The sequence below is a fragment of the Novosphingobium sp. genome (assembly GCF_036803765.1).
Taxonomy (GTDB): domain Bacteria; phylum Pseudomonadota; class Alphaproteobacteria; order Sphingomonadales; family Sphingomonadaceae; genus Novosphingobium.
This window is the reverse complement of record NZ_DAIRTS010000013.1, coordinates 56,138-77,032: the sequence shown is the minus strand read 5'-3', so window position 1 is coordinate 77,032 and position 20,895 is coordinate 56,138. Positions and strand designations below refer to the sequence as shown.

At 67.7% G+C, this 20,895-nt stretch carries 18 protein-coding genes; 6 read left to right on the top strand and 12 right to left on the bottom strand.

Features of this window, described 5'->3' with window-relative positions; translation table 11 throughout:
- The first annotated feature begins 122 nt into the window (after window positions 1-122).
- A complete protein-coding gene (locus V7Q48_RS10595) occupies window positions 123-1,073 on the top strand; it encodes an RcnB family protein (protein ID WP_333838018.1) in 951 nt (316 codons plus the stop codon).
- A gap of 82 nt (window positions 1,074-1,155) precedes the next feature.
- Here V7Q48_RS10595 and V7Q48_RS10590 read toward each other — a convergent pair whose 3' ends face one another.
- The gene (locus tag V7Q48_RS10590) at window positions 1,156-1,509 is read right to left on the bottom strand and encodes a winged helix DNA-binding protein (RefSeq protein WP_333838017.1); all 354 of its coding nucleotides are present in this window, start codon (window positions 1,507-1,509) and stop codon (window positions 1,156-1,158) included.
- Window positions 1,510-1,832: 323 nt separating this feature from the next.
- Here V7Q48_RS10590 and V7Q48_RS10585 point away from each other — a divergent pair, with 323 nt between their 5' ends.
- Window positions 1,833-2,501, top strand: a complete 669-nt coding sequence (locus V7Q48_RS10585) for a prolyl hydroxylase family protein (RefSeq protein WP_333838016.1) — start codon at window positions 1,833-1,835, stop codon at window positions 2,499-2,501.
- On the top strand, window positions 2,492-4,426 hold the full coding sequence (locus tag V7Q48_RS10580; RefSeq protein WP_333838015.1) for a DUF885 domain-containing protein: 1,935 nt from the start codon (window positions 2,492-2,494) through the stop codon (window positions 4,424-4,426). Before V7Q48_RS10585 ends, V7Q48_RS10580 begins: the two co-directional genes overlap by 10 nt.
- Here the strand turns inward: V7Q48_RS10580 and V7Q48_RS10575 are convergent.
- Complete coding sequence (locus V7Q48_RS10575) at window positions 4,380-5,993, bottom strand: phytoene desaturase family protein (RefSeq protein ID WP_333838014.1); 1,614 nt, start codon at window positions 5,991-5,993, stop codon at window positions 4,380-4,382. The two genes, V7Q48_RS10580 and V7Q48_RS10575, sit on opposite strands and share 47 nt — an antisense overlap.
- A complete protein-coding gene (locus V7Q48_RS10570; RefSeq protein WP_333838013.1) occupies window positions 5,990-7,270 on the bottom strand; it encodes an aromatic ring-hydroxylating oxygenase subunit alpha in 1,281 nt (426 codons plus the stop codon). The genes V7Q48_RS10575 and V7Q48_RS10570 overlap by 4 nt, the downstream gene beginning before the upstream one ends.
- Before the next feature lie 83 nt (window positions 7,271-7,353).
- On the opposite strand from V7Q48_RS10570, the gene betI reads away from it, so the two are divergent.
- Window positions 7,354-7,947 (top strand): transcriptional regulator BetI, encoded by a 594-nt coding sequence (betI, locus tag V7Q48_RS10565; RefSeq protein ID WP_333838012.1) that lies wholly within the window; start codon window positions 7,354-7,356, stop codon window positions 7,945-7,947.
- Between the two features lie 305 nt (window positions 7,948-8,252).
- Here the strand turns inward: betI and V7Q48_RS10560 are convergent, their stop codons facing one another.
- Window positions 8,253-10,919, bottom strand: coding sequence for an EAL domain-containing protein (locus tag V7Q48_RS10560; RefSeq protein ID WP_333838011.1), 2,667 nt, complete (start codon window positions 10,917-10,919; stop codon window positions 8,253-8,255).
- A 157-nt stretch (window positions 10,920-11,076) separates the two neighbouring features.
- Here V7Q48_RS10560 and V7Q48_RS10555 point away from each other — a divergent pair, with 157 nt between their 5' ends.
- The gene (locus V7Q48_RS10555) at window positions 11,077-11,877 is read left to right on the top strand and encodes an alpha/beta fold hydrolase (RefSeq protein WP_333838010.1); all 801 of its coding nucleotides are present in this window, start codon (window positions 11,077-11,079) and stop codon (window positions 11,875-11,877) included.
- A gap of 30 nt (window positions 11,878-11,907) precedes the next feature.
- Here V7Q48_RS10555 and V7Q48_RS10550 read toward each other — a convergent pair whose 3' ends face one another.
- From V7Q48_RS10550 to V7Q48_RS10520, 7 genes are all read right to left on the bottom strand, one after another.
- Window positions 11,908-13,341 carry a globin-coupled sensor protein gene (locus tag V7Q48_RS10550; protein ID WP_333838009.1) on the bottom strand — a complete coding sequence of 478 codons (1,434 nt, stop codon included), beginning with the start codon at window positions 13,339-13,341 and terminating at the stop codon, window positions 11,908-11,910.
- Between the two features lie 161 nt (window positions 13,342-13,502).
- Window positions 13,503-14,621 (bottom strand): DNA polymerase III subunit beta, encoded by a 1,119-nt coding sequence (dnaN, locus tag V7Q48_RS10545; RefSeq protein ID WP_333838008.1) that lies wholly within the window; start codon window positions 14,619-14,621, stop codon window positions 13,503-13,505.
- A gap of 215 nt (window positions 14,622-14,836) precedes the next feature.
- Window positions 14,837-15,370 carry a hypothetical protein gene (locus V7Q48_RS10540; RefSeq protein WP_333838007.1) on the bottom strand — a complete coding sequence of 178 codons (534 nt, stop codon included), beginning with the start codon at window positions 15,368-15,370 and terminating at the stop codon, window positions 14,837-14,839.
- The gene (gene fabG / locus V7Q48_RS10535) at window positions 15,367-16,131 is read right to left on the bottom strand and encodes a 3-oxoacyl-[acyl-carrier-protein] reductase (RefSeq protein ID WP_333838006.1); all 765 of its coding nucleotides are present in this window, start codon (window positions 16,129-16,131) and stop codon (window positions 15,367-15,369) included. The genes V7Q48_RS10540 and fabG overlap by 4 nt, the downstream gene beginning before the upstream one ends.
- Before the next feature lie 51 nt (window positions 16,132-16,182).
- Window positions 16,183-16,575: a GxxExxY protein gene (locus tag V7Q48_RS10530; protein ID WP_442947123.1), complete on the bottom strand. Its 393-nt coding sequence runs from the start codon at window positions 16,573-16,575 to the stop codon at window positions 16,183-16,185.
- A 42-nt stretch (window positions 16,576-16,617) separates the two neighbouring features.
- Window positions 16,618-17,556 carry an ACP S-malonyltransferase gene (fabD, locus tag V7Q48_RS10525; RefSeq protein ID WP_333838005.1) on the bottom strand — a complete coding sequence of 313 codons (939 nt, stop codon included), beginning with the start codon at window positions 17,554-17,556 and terminating at the stop codon, window positions 16,618-16,620.
- Between the two features lie 32 nt (window positions 17,557-17,588).
- The gene (locus V7Q48_RS10520) at window positions 17,589-18,425 is read right to left on the bottom strand and encodes an LD-carboxypeptidase (protein ID WP_333838066.1); all 837 of its coding nucleotides are present in this window, start codon (window positions 18,423-18,425) and stop codon (window positions 17,589-17,591) included.
- A 286-nt stretch (window positions 18,426-18,711) separates the two neighbouring features.
- On the opposite strand from V7Q48_RS10520, the gene V7Q48_RS10515 reads away from it, so the two are divergent.
- Window positions 18,712-20,127, top strand: a complete 1,416-nt coding sequence (locus tag V7Q48_RS10515) for a glutamate ligase domain-containing protein (RefSeq protein WP_333838004.1) — start codon at window positions 18,712-18,714, stop codon at window positions 20,125-20,127.
- Between the two features lie 4 nt (window positions 20,128-20,131).
- Here V7Q48_RS10515 and V7Q48_RS10510 read toward each other — a convergent pair whose 3' ends face one another.
- Window positions 20,132-20,668 (bottom strand): GNAT family N-acetyltransferase, encoded by a 537-nt coding sequence (locus V7Q48_RS10510; protein WP_333838003.1) that lies wholly within the window; start codon window positions 20,666-20,668, stop codon window positions 20,132-20,134.
- Between the last annotated feature and the right edge of the window lie 227 nt (window positions 20,669-20,895).

Here is a 20,895-nt window from a genome sequence, read left to right as displayed (position 1 = left end):
TTCAGCACCGCGACAGCGCTCCGGGTGTAGCAACAATGGCAAGCGATGGGAAACAATCTGCCATCGCCATACGTTTGTTGAGCAATCTCGCATGACGACATGCGAACTTTAGGGAGACGGCCATGGCCGCCAGCACGAAGTGGAAAAAGAGCATCGGCGCGGCGATAGCCGTGGCCACCCTCGCCTCGGCGATCCCGGTCTCGGCCCTCGCGCAGGAGCGCGACGGACGTGGCGATCGCCATGGCGGTGAAAATCGCGGCTGGAACGGGATGCGTCCCGGCGGCGGCGAAGCGCGTCCGGCACCCGAAATGCCGCGCGGCCCGCAGGGCGGCGGTTGGAACGGTGGCGGTGGTCGCCCCGGCCCCGATGCTGCCCGCCCGCAGCCTGCCCCGCCGCAGAACCCCGGCCAGGGGTGGAACGGTGGCCAGCGCCCGGATCGCCCGGCTCCGCAGCCGGGCTGGCAGGGCAATCGTCCCGGCGACGGGCGCCCCGGTGAGGCGCGCCCCGGTTGGAACGGTGGCCGCCCCGGTGAGAACCGTCCGGGCTGGAACGACGGCCGCCCCGGTGACAACCGTCCGGGCTGGAACGGTGGCCGCCCTGGCGAAAACCGTCCGGGCTGGAACGGCGGTCGCCCCGGTGACAACCGTCCGGGCTGGAACAACGGTCGCCCCGGTGACAACCGCCCAGGCTGGAACAACGGCCGCCCCGGCTGGAACGACGGACGTCCGGGCTGGAACAATGGCCGGCCGGGTTGGGGTGACAACCGCTGGCGCAACGAGTGGCGGCAGGACCGTCGCTACGACTGGCGCGGCTGGCGTGATAGCCATCGCGACATCTTCCGCGGCCCGCGCTACTACTCGCCGATCCCCAACTACCGCTACAGCCGCCTGAATATAGGCCTCTATCTGGGGGCGCCGTTCTTCGCGCAGCAGTACTGGATCAGCGATCCCTGGGCCTACCGCCTCCCGCCGGCCGAACCGCCGTACCGCTGGGTGCGCTACTACGACGACGTTGTGCTCATCGACACCTACACCGGACAGGTGGTCGACGTGATCTACGACTTCTTCTGGTAAGACTGCCGGCCATGCAAAAAGAAAGCGCGTCATCCCGAACGGATGGCGCGCTTTTCTGTTGAAAGGTCGTTGCGATCCCGGATCAGCCGACGTTGGCCATGGCGCCCAGAATGCTTCGCATCATGGCAAGGGCGTCATCGGTCAGGCGCACGTAGCGACGACGCAAGTCGGTGCTGTCGGATGCACGATAAAGCAGGCCCTCGTTTTCAAGACGGGCAATCCAGCGCAGGATCGTGGTCGAAGGCACGCCGGCCTCGATGCATACGCTCGACACCTGCAGATCTGTCCCGCGCTTGAAGGCGATGAACAGGTCGAGCATGATGTCCCATGCGGGTTCACCGAACAGCCCCTTGACGGGCGTCATCGCATCGCGGCTGCGCCGGACGGCATAGACTGCCTTGGCGACGCGCAAGGCATCGGCATCCAAATCTACCAAGACATCCAACGGAACCGGCCCTTCTGTTGCAGTGACAGGACGACCAACTGTCAACAAACAGGCGGCCTAAACAAACCCCATTCCAACAATCTGTGGCGCAATAGGGCTCTGTCCGATTATGAATTGGCCTTGCCGGGCTTTACCCCCCGGCAAAGCGGCGCATCAGTTTCTTTTAAAACTTTAATCCCAGTTTTCGACCGTTTCTCTCCGAATTGGATCAAAAGTTCGGTCGTAGAAATTCCTGCCCGGAATTCGGTGGCCCTGCCCCTTGTGATGCAGCACGCCGCCTTGCCGCCGGGCCGGGCATGGTACATGACCCGCTGATGATGATTTCGTTCCCCCGCGATCGTGACCAGGAGCGGGCCGACCTGCAACGCACCGGCAACGCCGTACGGGCCCGGCTCGATGCCGACCCGCTTGCCTACCGGCTCGATGTCGCCGGACTGGAGATCTACGCCGTCGGGCAATTCTTCAGCCCGGTGGAGTGCGAGCGCCTCATCGCCATCGTCGATGGCGTCGCGCGGCCTTCGTCCACATACGGCGCCGACGCCGGCCGAACCAGCTACAGCGGCGACGTAGATCCCCACGATCCCTTTATCCGCATGCTCCAGCGACGGCTCGACGACCTAACGGGGCTGGACCCGGCCTGCGGCGAGACGATCCAGGGCCAGCGCTACCAGCCGGGCCAGGAATTCAAGCCGCACTTCGATCATTTCCGCCCCTCCGACCCGATGTGGCAGGACGAGATGGCGCGCGCAGGGCAGCGCAGTTGGACGGCGATGGCCTATCTCAACGCGGTCGAAGAAGGCGGCAGCACTGAGTTCCCGCAGGTCGAGCTGTCGATCCCGCCGCAGCCGGGCGCGCTGCTGGTGTGGAACAACATGCGCGAGGACGGCCGCCCCAACCCCAAGAGCCTCCATGCCGGTCGGCCCGTGGTGCGCGGGGTCAAGTACGTGGTCACGAAGTGGTACCGGTCGCGCCCATGGTTCTGACCCTGGGCCGGCGCTCCCGGCCGGGCTGGGCGGTGCTGCTGTTCATGGGCACGGCAATGCTTGCCATCGTGCCGACGACAGCGACCTCCGCAGCCCCGTCGCAGCCGCTTGCCGACGCGGCGCTCGACGCCTTCCTCGCACAGGACGATACCGCCCGCCGTGCGCTCGATCCGATTGACACGCTCGAGCGCGGCGAAGACCTGCCGGCCACGCGCTTCGTCTCGTTGTTCGAACCAGCGCTGACCGCAGCCCAGCGCGCACGCAACGCCGCTGCGCTGGGCCGTCTCGCGCGGATCGATCCCGCCTCGCTCGATGCCCGCCACCGCATCTCCGCCAAGGCCTATGCCGCCGTGCTGCGCGACGAGGAGGCGATGCTCTCGCCCGCGGTGGCCGACACCCTCGCGCTGACCCCGCTCAATCCGGTCGGCGGGCTGCAGGTCGAGTATCCCGCCCTGGCATCGACCTCCGGCCCCGACGAGGCCGACGATGCAATGACGCTCGCCCGCGACCGCGCGCTGCCCCGCGTGTTCGACACGGTGATCGCCCGGTATCGCGAGGGCATGGCCCGCGGCGTGACCAGCCCGGCTCCGGTGGTCAAAACGCTGATCGGACAGATCGATGCCGTGCTGGCCCGCGCGCCCGAGCGATCGCTGTTCATGGCCCCGGCCAGCACGGGCAACAAGGCGGGGGGCAGCCGCAAGCAGACCGCGCTCCTGCGGCAGCGTCGCTGGCAAGCCTATCGCGCCGTGACCGTCAAGGCCGTCTATCCCGCCTATCGGCGGTTGCGCGCTTTCCTGGCCGACGAATACATGCCTGCGGCGCGCACCAGCGTCGGCATCGACGCCCTGCCCGGCGGCGCCCAGCTCTATCGTGCGCTGCTGCGCCATCATACCACGCTCGATCTCGACCCGGGCGCGGTCCATACCCTCGGCCGCGCCGAAGTCGCGCGCATCCAGCGGGAGATGGACACGGTCAAGACCGAGCTCGGCTTCAGTGGCCCGCTGCCCGACTTCTTCGCCGCGCTGCGCAGCGACGCCCACTATCATCCGCGCCGGCCCGAAGACCTCGCCTCCGGCTATCGCAGCGTCGCGACGCGCGTGGCCGAGCAGGCCCCGCGCTATTTCCAGCGCATCCCGCGCACCCCGCTGCTGATTACGCCCCATCCCGCTTACCGCGCACGCTTCGAGGCCGGCGGCAGCTACAGCCCCGGCAGCGCCGACGGCACCCGGCCCGGGGTGTTCTATTTCAACACCTTCGACCTGAAGAGCCGCTTCCTCACCGGAATCGATACGCTCTATCTGCACGAAGGCGCGCCCGGCCATCATTTCCAGATCAGCCTCGCGCAGGAAGACACGAGCCTGCCCGACTTCCAGCGCTTCGGCGGCAACACCGCTTATGTCGAAGGCTGGGCGCTCTATGCCGAGACGCTGGGCTATCCCATGGGCTTCTATGCCGACCCGATGCAGCACTGGGGCACGCTCGACGACGAAATGCTGCGCGCCATGCGCCTCGTGGTCGACACCGGCCTGCACAGCCAAGGCTGGAGCCGGCAGCAGGCGCTCGACTACATGCTCGCCAATTCGGGCATGGGCCGCAGCGATGCCGAGGCCGAGGTCGATCGCTACATCGCCGATCCCGGCCAGGCGGTGGCCTACAAGATCGGCGCCCTGACCATCCAGCGCTTGCGCGCCGAGGCCGAGGCGCAGCTGGGCCCGCGCTTCGACCTCAAGGCCTTCCATGCGCAAGTGCTCGACAGCGGCGCCCTGCCCCTGCCCGTGCTGGAGGACAAGGTCCACGCCTGGATAGCCGCGAACAAGCCGGCTGCTCCGGCTCCCAGCCCCGCCCCTCTCAGCCCAGCCCCAGTCGGCCCAGCCCCCATCAGCCCCGGTGCAGCATCTTCCACAGCAGCGAGCGGTCGCGAATGATCTCGGCCGCGGCGTTGTGCCCCGGCGCGCCGGTCACGCCGCCGCCCGGATGGGTGCCCGACCCGCACATGTAGAGGCCCTTGATCGGCGAGCGATAATCGCCGTGGCCCAGCACCGGCCGCGCCGCCCAGAGCTGCTCGAGGCTCATGCGTCCGTGGAAGATGTCCCCGCCGATCAGGCCGAACTTGCGCTCGAGGTCGAGCGGCGAGTGGATCTGGCGGGCGATGACCGCGCCCTTGAAGTTGGGCGCGTGTTGCGTGATCGTGTCGATGACGTGATCGGCCACCTCCTCGCGCACGTCGTCCCAGCTGCGCCCGTCGGGCAGCTGCGGGCTGAACTGCTGGCAGAACAGGCTGGCGACGTGGCAGCCTTCGGGCGCCAGCGTCTTGTCCACGGTGCTGGGGATCTTGATCTCGACGATCGGCTTCTTCGACCAGCCGTGGACGCGCGCGTCGTCATAGGCCTGGTCCATGTAGTCCATGCCGGGCGCGATGATGATGCCGGCGGTGTGATGCTCGGCCAATTCCTTGCCCGGCAGCACGGTGAAATCGGGCAGTTCGGACAGCGCGACGTTCATGCGGAACGTGCCCGAGCCGGTCTTGTAGTTGTCGATCGCGCGCGCGAAGTCGGGCTCCATGTCGCTGCGCTCGACCAGCTGGCGATAGAGCAGCGCCGGGCCGACGTTGGCCGCGACGATCGGGGCATAGAGCTCCTCGCCGCCCGCCAGCTTCACGCCGGCAGCCTTGCCGTTGTTGACCAGCACCTTGTCGACCGGGCTCTCGAGGCTGATCTCCACCCCAGCCAGTTCGCAGGCCTTGGCCATGGCCTGCGTGATCGCACCCATGCCGCCCACCGCGTGGCCCCAGGCGCCGAGCTTGCCGTTCACTTCGCCGAAGACATGGTGCAGCAGGACATAGGCCGAGCCGGGCGTCGACACGCCGGCGAAGTTGCCGACCACCGCGTCGAAGCCGAAGGCGGACTTGACGTGGTCGTCCTCGAACCATTCGTCGAGGAAATCGCGGGCCGAACGGGTGAAGATGTTGAGCAGGTCGCGCTGTGCGGCCAGGTCCATCTTGGCCATCGGCCAGCCCTGCCGCGCCGCCGCCGCCAGCGCGTGGATGCCGCCGCCGACATTGGGCGGGGTCTGCAGCGACAGGTCGCGCAGCACTTGCGCAACACGCTCCAGCGCCGCGTCATAAGCGGGATAGGCGTCTGCATCCTTTTGCGAAAAGCGTGCGAACTCGGCCTGGGTGCGCGCGGTTCCACCGCCCAGCTTGAGGTACGTGTCCTCGAACGGGAAAAAGTTGCTGATCTGCCGCTCGAGCACGCGATAGCCGTGATCGGCCAGCTTCATGTCGGCGATGACCTTGGGACGCAGCAGGCTGACGGTATAGCTGGCGGTCGAGTTGCGGAAGCCGGGGTGGAATTCCTCGGTAACGCAGGCCCCGCCGACGATGTCGCGGCGTTCCAGCACGCGCACCTTCATCCCCGCCTTGGCGAGATAGAACGCACAGACCAGGCCATTGTGACCGCCGCCGATGATCAGGGCGTCGTAGCGGTTGCTCATCGTGGGGCTTCCTTTCCGTTGGATATGTCAGGCGTGGCTTCCCCCACCCCCAAGGCAGCGTTCCGGCTCCACCCCGCCCCCGGCGCATGGTGCAACCGTGCCTCGGGGATCAGGGTGCGGATCTTGCGGGCAAAGCTGCGCAGGCACACCTCGCTGCGCCCGATCGGCCCGGCGCCATAGCTGGCCGAATGCATGCCTTGCTGGACGCGCTCGATCAGCCAGGTGTCCTCCTGGTTGACCACGCGGTTGATCCGCCAGTTGGCATAGCGCACCAGCTTCATGCGCCGCTCCTCGCCCGGCGGGGTGTAGCGATCGGGCAAGGCAAAGGCCATTTCGCGCAGCACGCAGGTGGTCGGCGAGGTCGGCAGCCACTGCATGAAATCGATCTGGTCGGCGTAGATGTCGAACGCCATGTTGGGCCACAGCTTGTAATAGAGCCAGCGCCGCTGCGCGCCCTCGGGCAAGTGCGGCACGCGCGGCAGGTGCGCCTGGTAGAACCGCTCCCAGAAATGCGCGCTCGGCTGGTCGACGAGGTCGCCCTTCATGCGATCGACCCAGGGCTGGGCCTCGATCTCGTAGGACTTGCCGAAGATCCGCGTCAGCCCGTCGTGCGCCACCGGAATGTGCAGGTTGTCGGAATAATTGTCGCCCACGTTCTTCCAGTTCACGCTGCGCGGGCGCAGGCGAACGTCGGAAATCCGCTCCATCTCGGCGAAACGGTACGGTGCGACTTCGGCCTCGTACGGCGCCATCATCGCGGCAACGGACGGAAAACCTGCATCCTCGAGCCGGACGAAGACGAAGCCATGCCACACTTCCAGCGCGACCGGCGCCAGTCCGTTGTCTTCGAGGCGCAGCGCGGGATAGTCGCGCTTCATCGGCACCCCGGTCAGACGCCCGTCGGTCTCGTAAGCCCAGGCATGGTAGGCGCAGATGAACTTGCGCGAACAGCCCGCCTCACCCTCGACCAGCCGCATCGCGCGATGGCGGCAGACATTGTGGAACGCGCGGATGACGCCATCGTCGCCGCGCACCACCACGACGCTTTCGCCGCAATAGTCGATGGTGCGCCAGTCGCCGGGGTTGGGGATGTCGCTGGCGTGGCACACGATCTGCCACGAGGGACGGATGACCCGCTCGATCTCGAGATCGGCGAATTCGGGATCGGTATAGATCCAGCCGGGCAGGCTCCAGTCCGCATCGGGATCGGGCGCACCCTCTCCCGCGCATTGCGCGATCCGCGATTGGCGGTGTTCTTCCAGCGCAAGATCAGCCATGACTCGGTCCCCAACTCGCCCGCTTATTGAACGAACGTACAACAACTTTGGAATTGCGCAAGATGGATGCTGCTCCTGCCCCCATGGCACTGGGCCGTCGTGCCGAGCCCGACGCCCGGCGCCTCAGCCTGATCGAGGCGACGATGCGCGTCCTGGCGCGCGCGGGGGCGGGCGGTGCCAGCGTGCGGGCCATCGCGCAGGAAGCGGGCGTGTCGGCAGGCCTTGTCAGTCACTACTTCGCGGGCGTCGACGCGCTCATTGCCGAGACCTATGCCCATGTCGACGCGATGGTCGCGCAGGCGCTCGACGATGCGGTCGCCGCCGCCGGGCCTACGCCGCGCGCGCGGCTCGATGCCTTCGTCACCGCCAGCTTTGCCGCCCCCATCGCCGAGCCCGCGCTGCTCTCGACCTGGATCGCGTTCTGGAGCCTGGTGACGAGCCAGCCGCAGATCGCGCGCCAGCATGACGAGCAATATGCCAGCTACCGCTCGCGACTGGAAACCCTGCTCGCCGCCGCCGGCGTGGCAACGCCGGACCTGCGCCACGCGGCAATTGCGGTGACCGCACTCGTCGATGGACTGTGGCTGGAGCTGTGCCTCTCGCCCGACTGCTTCGACAGCGCAGAAGCCGGCGCCATCGCGCAGCGATTCCTCAACGGACTGTGCGCCGAGGCCTGACGGTTAATTTTTGCACCCAAATCCTCCCCATTCCATGGGGAGGTGGCAGGCGCGTAGCGGCTGACGGAGGGGCGAGGCCTTGCGCAACGCGCCCCTCCACCACCGGCTTTGCCGGCGGTCCCCCTCCCCGCCTTCGGCAGGGAGGATCAAATAACAACCCAGATCCTCCCCATTCCATGGGGAGGTGTCAGGCGCGCAGCGGCTGACGGAGGGGTGAAGCCTTGCGCAACTCGCCCCTCCAGCACCGACTTCGTCGGCGGTCCCCCTCCCCGCCTTCGGCAGGGAGGATCATCGAACCGTGCCGGTCAGCCGACCTTGCGCTGGATCGTCCGCTCGGCGACCGGGGGCGTGGGCTTGACCTGCGTCACGGCGATGCGGCCGTCTTCGCCCGAGCGCAGCGGCACGGTGAATTCGATGCCCATGCGATCGTCGTTGCTCCAGCGGCAGGTGCCGTTGACGCTGTGCCCATCGGCCAGCTGGATGCGGAAGACGGTGTCCACCGGCACGTTCCACAGCCCCTCGACCAGCGCGCCGGTCATCGAGATGTTGCGGATCATGCCGTTGTAGCTGTGCCCGCCGTTCTCGAGCACGACCTTGCGCAGCATCGACTGGCGGCTGGCGCGGGCCGAACGCGGGCCTTGCGCCAGCGCGACGAGGCCGGTCGACAGCCGCGCGGCGGCGTTCATCGCCGACAGCGGACGTTCGTAGATGTAGCCCTGGACATGGCTGCAGCCGAGCATGCGCACGAGGTCGAGTTCATCGAGCGTTTCGACGCCTTCGGCCGTGGTTTCCATGCCGAGCGCCTCGGCAAGGCTGACGATCGAGGCGATGATCGCGCCGTTGCGGCTGCCCGGTTGCGTCGCACCGCGCACGAACGACTGGTCAATCTTGATCTTGTCGAACGGCGCCGAGCGCAGATAGCCCAGCGAGGAATACCCGGTGCCGAAGTCGTCGAGCGCCAGGCGCACGCCGATCGCCTTCAGCTGCTTGAACATCTGGTCGGTGCCCTCGTCGTTGTTGAGGAACACGCTTTCGGTAATTTCGAGTTCGAGCCGGCCGGCATCGACACCGGCATGAGCCAGCGCCGAGGTCACGATCGTCGGCAGCTGCGGGTTTGCGAACTGCAGCGTCGAGACGTTGACCGCCACGCGCACGTTGTCGGGCCACTTGGCAAGGTCCTGGCACGCGGTGCGCAGCGCCCATTCGCCGATCGTGGCGATGAGGCCGGTTTCCTCGGCGATCGGGATGAACTTGCTTGGCGGGATGAAGCCGTGCTCGGGGTGCTGCCAGCGCAGCAGCGCCTCGAAGCCGGTGATCCGCTCCGTCGCGGTCTGGACAACCGGCTGGTAGAACAGCTCGAGCCCGCCATGGGCCACCGCGTCGCGCAGCTCTTCTTCCAGCTGGCGCCGTTCCTCGGCATCGCTGTGCAGGTCGGCTGCATAGAAGTGATAGCGCCCGCGCCCGCCATCCTTTGCGGCATAGAGCGCAAGGTCGGCATTGCGGATCAGCGCCTCGCTGGTCACGCCGTCGTCGGGCGCCAGCGCGATACCCACCGAGGCGCCGATCATCACGCGGCTGCCCTCGATCGAATAGGGCGCGGACAGCTGGTCGATCACCTGGCCGGCGAGGAAGCCGAGTTGCTCGCGCTCGACCTTGCCGGGGATGATGACCTGAAATTCGTCGCCGCCCAGGCGACCGACCCGGCCGACGTTACCGATGACGCGTTCGAGACGCTGCGCCACCTGCTTGAGCAGGGCGTCGCCCGCGGGGTGGCCGAGCGTGTCGTTAACCTGCTTGAACCGGTCGAGGTCGAGCAGGAAGACCGCGCAGGCGCGGTGCTGCACCTGCGGCGCGACGAGGATCTTCTCGAGCGTCTGCGACATGCGCAGGCGATTCGACAGGCCGGTCAGCGAATCGAACTGCGCCAGACGCGTCGCATACTCAGCCGAGCGGCGCTTTTCGGTCAGATCGGTGCCCGAGCCGCGGAAGCCCTGGAAATTGTTGAAGGTATCGTAAGTCGGGCGGCCATTGATCTGCCACCAGCGCTCCTCGATGTCGGTCGCCGCGCGCACCGCCAGCTCGTTGAAGCTCGACCGTGCCGAAAGATGGAAGGCCAGCGTCCGCTCGCCCTCGCCGGCCTGGTCGGCCAGGTTGAACAGTTCGGGGAACGGGCGCCCGATCAGTTCCTCGACGCTACGACCCAGGATCTGCGCGACGGGGCGCGACAGATAAGTGATCTGGCCGCGACGGTCGGTTTCCCAGAACCAGCCCTGCCCGGTCTCTTCGTAATCGGCGAGGATTTCCTGGGCGCGCGTCTGGATGCGCGTCTCGATCTCCATCTGCTCACGCTCGCGCTGCTCGACCTCGCGCTGGCGGAAATAGGCGGCAACCGCGACCGCGACGCCGATGCCCAGCGTGATCATGCCGCCGAGGCGGCTCGCCGAGCATGCAACGCCCGCCCAGATCGAGACCTGCGTCACCAGCAAGCCGGCCAGCTGGCCGCTTTCGAAAACCGTCGCCAAAAGCGAGACGGTCACCAGCAACGCCAGCGCCTGAAGCCAGGGAATACCGCCCATTTCGGCCCAGTGCCCGACCGCGGCACCGAACAGCACCATCGGCATGCCGACGGCGAGCGCCATCAGCACCATGCGCGCGGCCGTGCTCCTCTCGATCAGCGACTCAAGCCGGACCGCCAGCACACCGAGCAGCGCCAGCACGGCCGAGGTGGCGCCGAGTGAGACCACGGTGCTGTCGGGCAAGGTGCCGTTCAACGCCGACAGTCCGATCAGTCCGACCACCATCGGAACCGCAATCTGCGGCCATTCGCGGGCAACCAGGGCACGCCCGCGCCGCTGTGACGGGGCATAGCTGGAGGGCACGCGCTCGCGACGGCGCTGCGTGCGCGCATAGTCGCGGCGGTCCGCCATCGGCGCTTCGGTCTCGTCGGGCGTGGTTAGGGATGCGTCTGCCATGCGGCCTGCAATGCCTGAACGGCTTTGAGAAACCGTTAAGCAGACCTGATCCGCCGCCGCGAAATGTGCCCACTTTTACCACCGATATGAAGCTGCTAGGCCGCGCGCGGGGTCATCGGCCCGCCGACTGCCGGCGGGCGCGGGAGTTTTTACACAAGTGGCGAGTTCTACAGCGGATTTCGCGATGATCGGGGTGGCCGGCCGGCGCCTGCGGCTCGGCCAGTGGCACACGCGCGCCACCGGTTCGCGCCCGCTCGTCCTGCTGAACGGCATCGGCATGAACATGGAACTGATCGAGCCGGTGGCGCAGGCCCTGTCCTGCCGCCGGGTGATCAGCTTCGACATGCCCGGCATCGGCAAGTCGCCCGATCCGATCTTCCCCTATACCATCCCCTGCATGGCACTGACGCTGGCCGCGCTGCTCGACCGGCTGCACCTCGATGCCGTGGATATCCTCGGCATCAGCTGGGGCGGCGCGGTGGCGCAGCAGTTCGCCTTCCAGCATCGGGCCCGGACCGGCCGTCTTGCACTGGCCGCGACCGCTGCTGGGGCCGCGATGGTGCCGGGCAACCCCGCCCTGCTTAGCCACATGGCCGATCCACTCGAATATACCGTGGCGCGCACCCTGCAGCGCAACCTGGCGATGCTCTACAACGGCGGCGGTCGCCATGCCGTTTCGCTCAATGCGGCAACGCCGCCGTCACCCGTCGGCTGGGCCTGTCAGATGGCTGCGTTCGCGGGATGGAGCAGCGCGGGCTTCCTGCCGCTGCTCGATATTCCCACCCTCATCCTCCACGACGAGGAAGATCAGTTGATTCCCCCGGCCAACGCGCAGTTCCTCAATAGCGCGATCCCCGGAAGCCGCCTGGAGTGGTTCCATGGCGGCGGTCACCTGTTCATGCTGGCCGATCCCGAAGGATTTGCCGCCAGCCTCCGGTCCTTCCTCGACGCCGCCTGACGGGCGCATCCGCGGCGGGCGGCAGACACGCTACGCCGCGCGCCGGGGCGCAGCCGCAATCCGCGTCGGCTCGCCGTCGAGGCGGAACTTGCGCGCCAACCCGGCCATGCTGTCGGCCTCGGCGGCGAGACTGCGCGAGGCGGCGGTCGCCTCCTCGACCATCGCCGCGTTCTGCTGCGTCATCATGTCGAGCTGGTGAACCGCTTCCTGGATCAGCTTGATGTTGCCCGCCTGCTCGCGCGCACCCTCGGCGATCGCGCTAGCGACCCCGGCGATCGCCCCGACACGGCCGACGATCCGCTCGAACGTCTCGCCCGTCTGGCCGACCAGCGTTACCCCGCGCCCGACCTGCGCCGAGCTCTGCCCGATCAGCTTCTTGATATCCAGCGCCGCCTCGGCCGACCGCTGCGCCAGCGCGCGCACTTCGGTGGCGACCACCGCAAACCCGCGGCCCGCGTCGCCTGCGCGCGCGGCCTCGACCCCGGCGTTGAGCGCCAGCAGGTTGGTCTGGAAGGCGATGCCGTCGATCACGGCGATGATCTTGCCGATCTCGGAGGCGGAGCGATGGATGTCGTTCATGGCCTGCACCGCCTCCTCGAGGACGGTTCCGCCCGCCCGCGCATCGCTTTGCGCCTCCTGTACCGAGGCATGGAGCCCGGTGGCATCGTCCGCCGTCATGCGTACCGTGCCGGCGAGCGCGGTGATCGAGGCCGATGCCTCTTCGAGCGAGGCGGCCTGTTGTTCGGTCCGCCGGGCCAGATCGTCGGACGCCTGGCGGATTTCCTGCGCCCCGGTATCCACCGCGCGCGCGCCGGTGCCGACATCGCGCAGCGCATCGCGCACCTTGCAGCGCATCGTCTCGAGATCGCGCTCGAGCGTCGCGTAGGCTTCGGGCAGCCCGCTCAGCGCCACGGTGAAATCGCCCTCGGTCATCTTGCGCACGGTGTAGCCCACCTGCTCCACCACCGCCTGCCGTTTGTTCTCCTCGGCCTCGAAATAGGCCGACATGGCCACCTCCATGTCGAGCAGTGCCATCTTGACGAGCGTGCCGACCGCGCGCGCGCGCCCCTTGCCGATCCGGCCGATGCCGCTGGTCAGGTAGCGGACGATGACGTCGTCGAGCACCGTGGCATACGCGCCGATATACCAGCCGGGCGACAACCCGATGCGCGCGTGCACATCACCGATCCGCTGGGCCCGTTCCGCGTAGTCGAGGCCGGGAGGGCCCGAGAACATGGCAGCCCAGTGATCGATCTGCTTGTCGCGCGCATGGTCCATCGCCTGGCGCGAGCCGAAATACTTGGAGGTTTCGGGATTGATGGCGATCGTATCGTAGAGGCGCCCGAGCGCCGCCGGCGCCAGTGCGGCGACCGCGCCGCCGATCTGGCCGAACCGGGCGACATCGGCGGCACGGATATTGAAGAAGGATACCTTGTCGTCGATGTCCTGCTGAGACAGTGCCATAACCGCAAACCTCGCGTCGGGAAGATGCGCGGTTCTAGGTCGCAACCTGTCAAAAGGTGCACGACGACCTGTTAGGTGTTCACCCGGATCAGCACGATTGTCACCGATTACGTGAGGGGCCGGCATGTCTTGGGGTGCGGGGCCTGTCGCCCCGCCACCCGTCAGACGCGCATCGGCATCAGCACGTAGAGCGCGGGCGACTTGTCGTCCTTGCGGATCAGGGTCGGCGCACCGGCATCGGCCAAGTGCAATTCGACCAGGTCGCCATCGATCTGGCTGAGGATGTCCTTGAGATAATTGGCGTTGAAGCCGATCTCGAACCCTTGCGCGGTATAGTCGGCGGGCAATTCTTCGGCCGCGGTGCCGTTGTCCGGGCTGGTCACCGACAGCGTCACGCGGTCGGTGTCGAGCGCCATCTTGACCGCGCGGGTCTTCTCGGTGGCGATCGTCGCCACGCGATCGACGCCCTCGTAGAAGCTCTTGGGATCAAGCCGCAGCAGCTTGTCGTTGGCGGTCGGAATGACGCGGCTGTAATCGGGGAACGTGCCGTCGATCAGCTTGCTCGTCAGCACCACGCCATGTTCGCCGCCCAGCGTGAAGCGGACCTTGCTGGCCGAGAGGTCGACGAGCACGTTGGTGTCGAGCACTTCTTCGAGCAGCTTGCGCAGTTCGCCCACGCATTTGCGCGGCACGATCACGTCGGGCATGCCCTCCGCGCCCTCGGGGCGGGTCAGGGTGTAGCGCGCAAGGCGGTGACCGTCGGTAGCGGCGGCCTTGAGCACTTCGTCGGCGACGTGGAAGAAGATGCCGTTGAGGTAATAACGCGTCTCTTCGGTCGAGATCGCGAAGCGGGTGCGGTCGATCAGTTCGGCCAGGGTGCGCGCCGGCAGCTCGAAGCTGGTCGGCAGGTCACCTTCGACGATCATCGGGAAATCGTCGCGCGGCAGCGTAGGCAGTTGGAAGCGGCTGCGCCCGGCCTTGACCGTCATGCGGTTGTCCGCCGTCTCGAGGCTGACCTGCGAGCCATCAGGCAGCTTGCGCGCGATGTCGAACAGAAGGTGGGCCGACACCGTGATCGCGCCCGGCCCCTCGACCGACACGGCCGGCATGGATTCGACGATCTGCAGGTCGAGGTCGGTCGCCATCAGGCGCACCGTGTTGTCCGCCGCCGCCTCGATCAGCACGTTCGAGAGGATCGGGATGGTGTTGCGGCGCTCGACGACCGACTGGACATGGGACAGACAGCGCAGAAGCGTCGCGCGTTCGATGGTCGCCTTCATTCTCGTCTCTATCCCCAGTCTCGTTCCCGGCCGCACGGGCATATACCGGTCGGCCGACAGCGAACGCCAGACACGCGCGGATTCGCACGCGATGCGTTCTTCGGACCACCTTTCTTAGCGTGGCCCGGCCGGGCGACAAGGCTCCCCATGCACCAGCCCGGGTAAACTGTGCATAAATGCTGCAAAAAAGGAGGTTTCGGGCCTGTTTTGGCCGGTCAGTCGAGCTGGCGCTGCCCGTCGAACATCTGCGCGGTGGCCATGATCCACGCCGTGATGAGTTGCCACCCCTCGCTGGTGACGCTGGCCTGCGGCTTGCCGGCGGCGTCTAGCGCCTCTCCCACGCGCCTGAGGTCGCCGCGCGTGACCTGCTCGGCGGGGTTGTTGGTATTGCCCGGGCCGATGTCGAGCGCGGTGTCGATCAGCGCCGCGGATATGCCGAGCGCGGCCATGCGCCCGTCGAGCGCATCGCGCCCCATGCGCCCCCAGGTATAGCCGAAGTAGGCCTCGCGCTGGACATCGCTGAGCAGCTGTTCATAGGCGCAGGCATCGCTGAGCGCGCGCACGTCGGCCTGGGTCTGCGCCGCGGCCGGCGTGCTCGGTGCCAGCATGGCCGCCCCGACGCGCGCCTCGAGACCCTCGGGCGCGGCCTTGATCGCGCAGGCCATGACGTCGGGCGGGCGCGCGACAACCGGCGGCGCGGCGACGAGCGCCATCGCCAGCAGCCCCGCGATGCCCGCCCGTCGGATCATGCGAACATCGCCATGCCGCCGTTGACGTGCAGCGTCTGGCCGGTGACGTAGCCCGCTTCCTTGCTGGCGAGATAGGCGACAGCCGCGCCGATGTCCTGCCCCTCGCCCATGCGGCCCATCGGGATGCGGCCGTTGAGCGCATCCTTCTGTGAATCGGGCAGGACGTCGGTCATCGCGGTGCGGATGAAGCCCGGCGCCACGCAGTTGACCGTCACGTTGCGCGTGGCGAGTTCCTGCGCGAGGCTCTTCGACATGCCGACGAGGCCGGCCTTCGCGGCGGCATAATTGACCTGCCCGGGATTGCCGGTGGCACCGACCACGCTGGTCACCGAGATGATGCGCCCGAAGCGCGCCTTCATCATCGGCTTGGTCGCGCTGCGCATCAGGCGGAACGCCGCCTCGAGGTTGACGCGGATCACCGCATCCCATTCCTCGTCCTTCATGCGCATCGTCAGGTTGTCGCGGGTGATGCCGGCGTTGTTGACGAGGATGTCGATCTTGCCCAGCGTATCGAGCGCGGCGGGCACCAGCTTCTCGACCTGCTCGGCGTTCGACAAGTCGCAGGTCACCTCGACGTGGTCATGGCCATAGGTGTCGTTCAGTTCCTCGCGGAAGGCGCGCAGCTTGGCCGGGTTGGTCCCGGACAACGCGAGCCGCGCCCCCTGCCGCGCCAGCGCATGGCTGATCGCCGACCCGATCCCGCCGGCAGCACCCGTCACCAGCGCGGTCATGCCGGTCAGGTCGAAAAGGCGATTTTCCATGTTCGTCTCCATTTTATTCGTTCACGCAGAGGCGCAAAGGCGCAGAGGGTTTCAGGGCTTTGGGCAATGGTTGTTCACGACCCGCCGAATACCCTCTTCCATCGTCTCTCCCGAGAAATTGAGCAACAGGCCGACCGGAAGTTTCATCAGACGCAGATACGTCAGCAACTGCTTCCCATGCGCGCCGGTAATCCGTTCGACGGATTTGATTTCAACAATCAGCCTGTCTTCCACGACAAGGTCTGCTCGGAACGCAGCAGCAAAGTGCAAGCCGTCGAAGCTGATATCGACCGGCTTTTGCCGGTCGACCGCATAACCCCGGCGATGCAATTCTCCCGCTAGAACGGTTTCATAGACACTTTCCAGCAGGCCCGGCCCCAATTCACGATGAATGCGAATCGCCGCATCCACCACGTCGCCGCTGATCACATCGACGCTTTGCACCGGGCCTCTCTCTGCGCCTTTGCGCCTCTGCGTGAACCAATATTACAACTGCTTGGCCAAGGCCTCGATGTCGGCCATGGTCACTACGCTGGTCACGGCGACGTCGGCGCCGGCCGAGCGAGTGATCATCGGGGCCAGCACCTTGCCGCCCAGTTCGACGAAGTGCTCGACGCCGGCGTCCTTCAGCGCGATCGCGCTTTCGCGCCAGCGTACGCGGCCGGTGACCTGTTCGACCAGCAGGCGCTGCACCTCGGCCGGGTCGGTCACCACGGCGGCCGTGACGTTGGCGAGCAGCGGCACGCGGAACGCCTGCGGCGGGGTGGCGGCGAGCGCTTCGGCCATGGCGTCGGCGGCGGGCTGCATCAGTGGGCAGTGAAACGGCGCCGAAACCGGCAGCAGCACGCCGCGCTTGATCCCGTGATCCTTGACCAGCGCGACGGCGCGCTCGATCGCGCCCTTGTGGCCCGAGAGCACGACCTGCGTCGGGTCGTTGTCGTTGGCGACGGTGCAGACCTCGCCCTCGGCCGCCGCTTCGGCCAGTGCGCTCGCTTTATCGATATCGGCGCCGAGCAGCGCCGCCATGGCGCCCAGCCCCACCGGCACCGCCGCCTGCATCGCCTGCCCGCGCAGCTTGAGCAGCCGCGCCGTATCGGCCAGCGAAAACGCCCCGGCAGCGCAGAGCGCGGTATATTCGCCCAGGCTATGCCCGGCGACGAAATCGGCCTTGTCGGCCAGCGCGATGCCGCCTTCCTTTTCGAGCACGCGCAGCACCGCGATGGCGTGGGCCATGATCGCCGGCTGGGCATTCTCGGTCAGGGTCAGTGCCTCGTCCGGCCCCTGCGTCATGATCTGGAACAGCTTCTGCCCCAGCGCATCGTCGACTTCCTCGAAGACCTCGCGCGCGGCAGTGCTGGCGGCGGCAAGCTCTGCGCCCATGCCGACCTTCTGGCTGCCCTGTCCCGGAAAAACGAATGCCCGCATTGCTCGAAGCCTCCTCAAATGTGGCGCGCGCCCTATTGACCGCGGGCGCATCCTGCAAGCCCGAAGGGCACGATGCGGTTGTCGGCGTCGTGGCCGATGTCCGCCGCGCCGAGGTATGGCAGCCCGGCGCGCGCGCACCAGTGGCGGGCCATCGCCTCGGGCGTATGGGGGAACGGCCGGTCGTTTTCGGGCACCTGCGTCACCCGCCCCAGCCGCAATCCGGCTGCGCCCATCGCCGCCAGCGCGGGCACGACATGAAACAGCAGGCGGTCGACGGCATAGGCATACTCCGCCACTTCCTCGACCATCACGACATGCCCGGCAAGGTCGGGCATCAGCGGCGTGCCCTGCACCATCGCCAGCGTCATCAGGTTGAAGGCCACGACCGGAACGCCGGCATCGGCCAGCGAGGGTTCGAGACCTTCGCGCTTTCCTGCCAGCCATTCCAGCGTGCGACGCACCGCGCGCTCGCCCTGCTCGCGCGCCAGGTCGGACGGCATCGGGGCGTGGACCGGCTGCCCGATATCGGCGCGGTAAAGCGCAGCGAGCAGCGTGCCGCCGTCGGAGTAGCCGCAATACTGCTTGGTGCGCGCCGCCGGCCCCAGCCGCGCCACGGCGTCCTCGGCCATGCGCCCCGCGCCATATCCGCCACGCGCGAACCAGACCACGTCGACCGCCGGATCATTGGCACATTCGACGAAAGCCGCCACGCGCGCCTCGTCCGTGCCGGCCATGTGGCCATCCTCGGCAAAGCACTGTTCGTGGAGCTGGAGCGACAATTGCGGGTAGTCGGCCACCAGCGCAGCGAGACGATCGGCATCGGCACGAGGCAGCGGGCGGGACGGAGCACAGACGGCAATGTGGACCATCGCGGCTTGGTAGACGCAGCGCCGATCCTCGTCCACCGGCGAGAGCCCTCGCCATGCCTTGAATGGACGTGGTTACCGCAACCTTACCCGAACCCTTAGGGTGCGGACTTCGGGAAAGGTTTCGCGGTGCGGGGTGTTATGCTCCTCGACAGGACCGAACGAACGCCCCGGCGGATCGCTCCGGTGCTGTTTCAATCCGCCGAACATTCGCCGGGTGGCTTGGCCGAACGCTGTCTCCAGCGCTCCGGTCTTGCCACCCGGACCGTTTTCTATAGTGCCTCGCGCTATGAGCACGATCGACAGGCTTGACGCCCATCCCTGGTTCTTTTGCGGCATCGGCGGATCGGGGATGCTGCCCCTGGCCCTCATCCTCAACGGCGCAGGCGCCCGCGTCGCCGGGTCGGATCGCAGCCGCGACCAGGGCCGCACGCCCGAGAAATTCGCCTGGCTCGAACAGCTGGGCTTCGAGCTCCATCCGCAGGACGGCAGCGGCATCGTCTCGGCCGACCAGGTGCTCGTCGCGTCCGCCGCGGTCGAGGACACCGTGCCCGAAGTCGTGCGTGCGACCGCGCTGGGCTGCCCGCGTTTCACCCGCGCGCAATTGCTGGCCCGCCTGTTCAACGCCGCCGCCTTCGCCATCGCCGTGGGAGGCACCTCGGGAAAGTCGACCGTCACCGGCATGATCGGCTGGATCCTCACCGCCCTGGGGCGCGACCCCACGATCATGAACGGCGCAGTGATGAAGAACTTCGCCACGCCCGAGGCGCCGTTCGCCTCGGCCCGCGTGGGGCAAGGCGGCGCCTTCGTGGCCGAGGTCGACGAGAGCGATGGCTCGATCGCGCTTTACACGCCGCGGATCGCCGTGCTCAACAACGTCAGCCTCGATCACAAGAGCCTCGAGGAACTGCGCGACCTGTTCGGCAACTTCCTGGGCGCGGCGCAAGCGGCGGTGATCAATGCCGACGATGCCGAGAGCATGGCCCTGCTGCCCCGCGCGCCCGACGCGCTCACCTTCGGCCTTGCCGAGAGCGCGACGATCGGCGTGGTCCCCGGCAGCATCGAGGAACAGGCGCTGGGCATCGCCGCCACGATCATCGACCGCCGCAATGGCGAGACCGCAGCGCTGCACTTGCGCGTGCCCGGCCGCCACAACCTGTCGAACGCGCTGGCAGCCCTCGCCGCCGCGAGCGCCGCCGGCGTTGCGCTTGGCGAGGCGGCCGCGGCGCTGGGCGATTATGCCGGCCTCGCGCGCCGGTTCGATGTCGTCGGCACCAGCCCCGCGGGGGTGACGGTGATCGACGATTTCGGCCACAACCCCGAAAAGGTCGCCGCCACGCTCGATACGCTCAAAGCCCATTCCGGCCGCGTGCTCGCTCTGTTCCAGCCGCACGGCTACGGGCCCTTGCGCCAGATGGGTGCCGAACTCGCCGAAGTGCTGGCCACGCGCCTCGGCGCGGACGACCGCGTGATCCTGACCGACCCGGTCTATTTCGGCGGCACGGTCGATCGCACGCAAGGGTCGGAACGGATCGTCGCGCTGGTCAACGCGCACGGCGGGCATGCCGAGCATGTCGCCTTGCGCGTCGAGGCGGGAGAGCGGCTCGCGGCCCTCGCCCGCCCCGGCGATCGCATCGTCATCATGGGCGCACGCGACGATACGCTGACCGTCTTCGCGCGCGAGGTGCTGGCCCGCCTGCCCTGACGGCTCAGGCCAGGACTTTCTCCAGCATGACGAGGTGCGGGTCGCCCTCGACGCCGTGGGCGACGAAGCCGTAATCCTTCTCGAGGTCGATCGCGGCCTGGTTGCAGCGGTCCTCGATCGCGATCACCCGCTCCAGCCCGCGCCGCGCCGCTTCGTGCGCCACGAGGTCGAGCAGCGCCCAGCCCACGCCGCGCCCGCGATAGTCGCCGCGCACCGAGACAGCGACTTCGCCGGTCTCCATCGCCGCATCGCAGGCGAGCATGGCCGAGCCGACCAGTTCGCCGGTCGCCTGGTCGAACGCGAGGAAGCTCTCGGTGCGCCAGTGGTCGACCTGCGTCATCGGCAGCAGCCGCGTGTGATCGAGATGGCCCGCGGCGGCCAGGAAGCGGAAGCGCCGGTCCTCGGGCAGCACCGCGTCGAAGAATGCGGCCAGCGCATCCTCGTCCTCGGCATGGGCGGCCCGGACGGTGAGCGCGACCCCGCTGCGCGTCGGCACGGTCACGGCACGGGTGGCATCGGCAAGCGTGGTGGCAGCAGTCATGGCGGGGTCTCCGGTTGGGCGCGGCAAGGCAATGCCGCCTGCCCTTTCCCGCTAGACCTGCTCGACCACGCGCGCCTTGACCTTGCGCAAAGCGGCACCGGGCGCGTGCCGGCCTGGCCCTTCGACAGGCTCAGGGCGAACGGGGATGACAAAGACCAGCCAGCCTACCTCCGTTCGTCCTGAGCCTGGCGAAGGACGCTCCCCCACCTCCACCGCCGTTCGTCCTG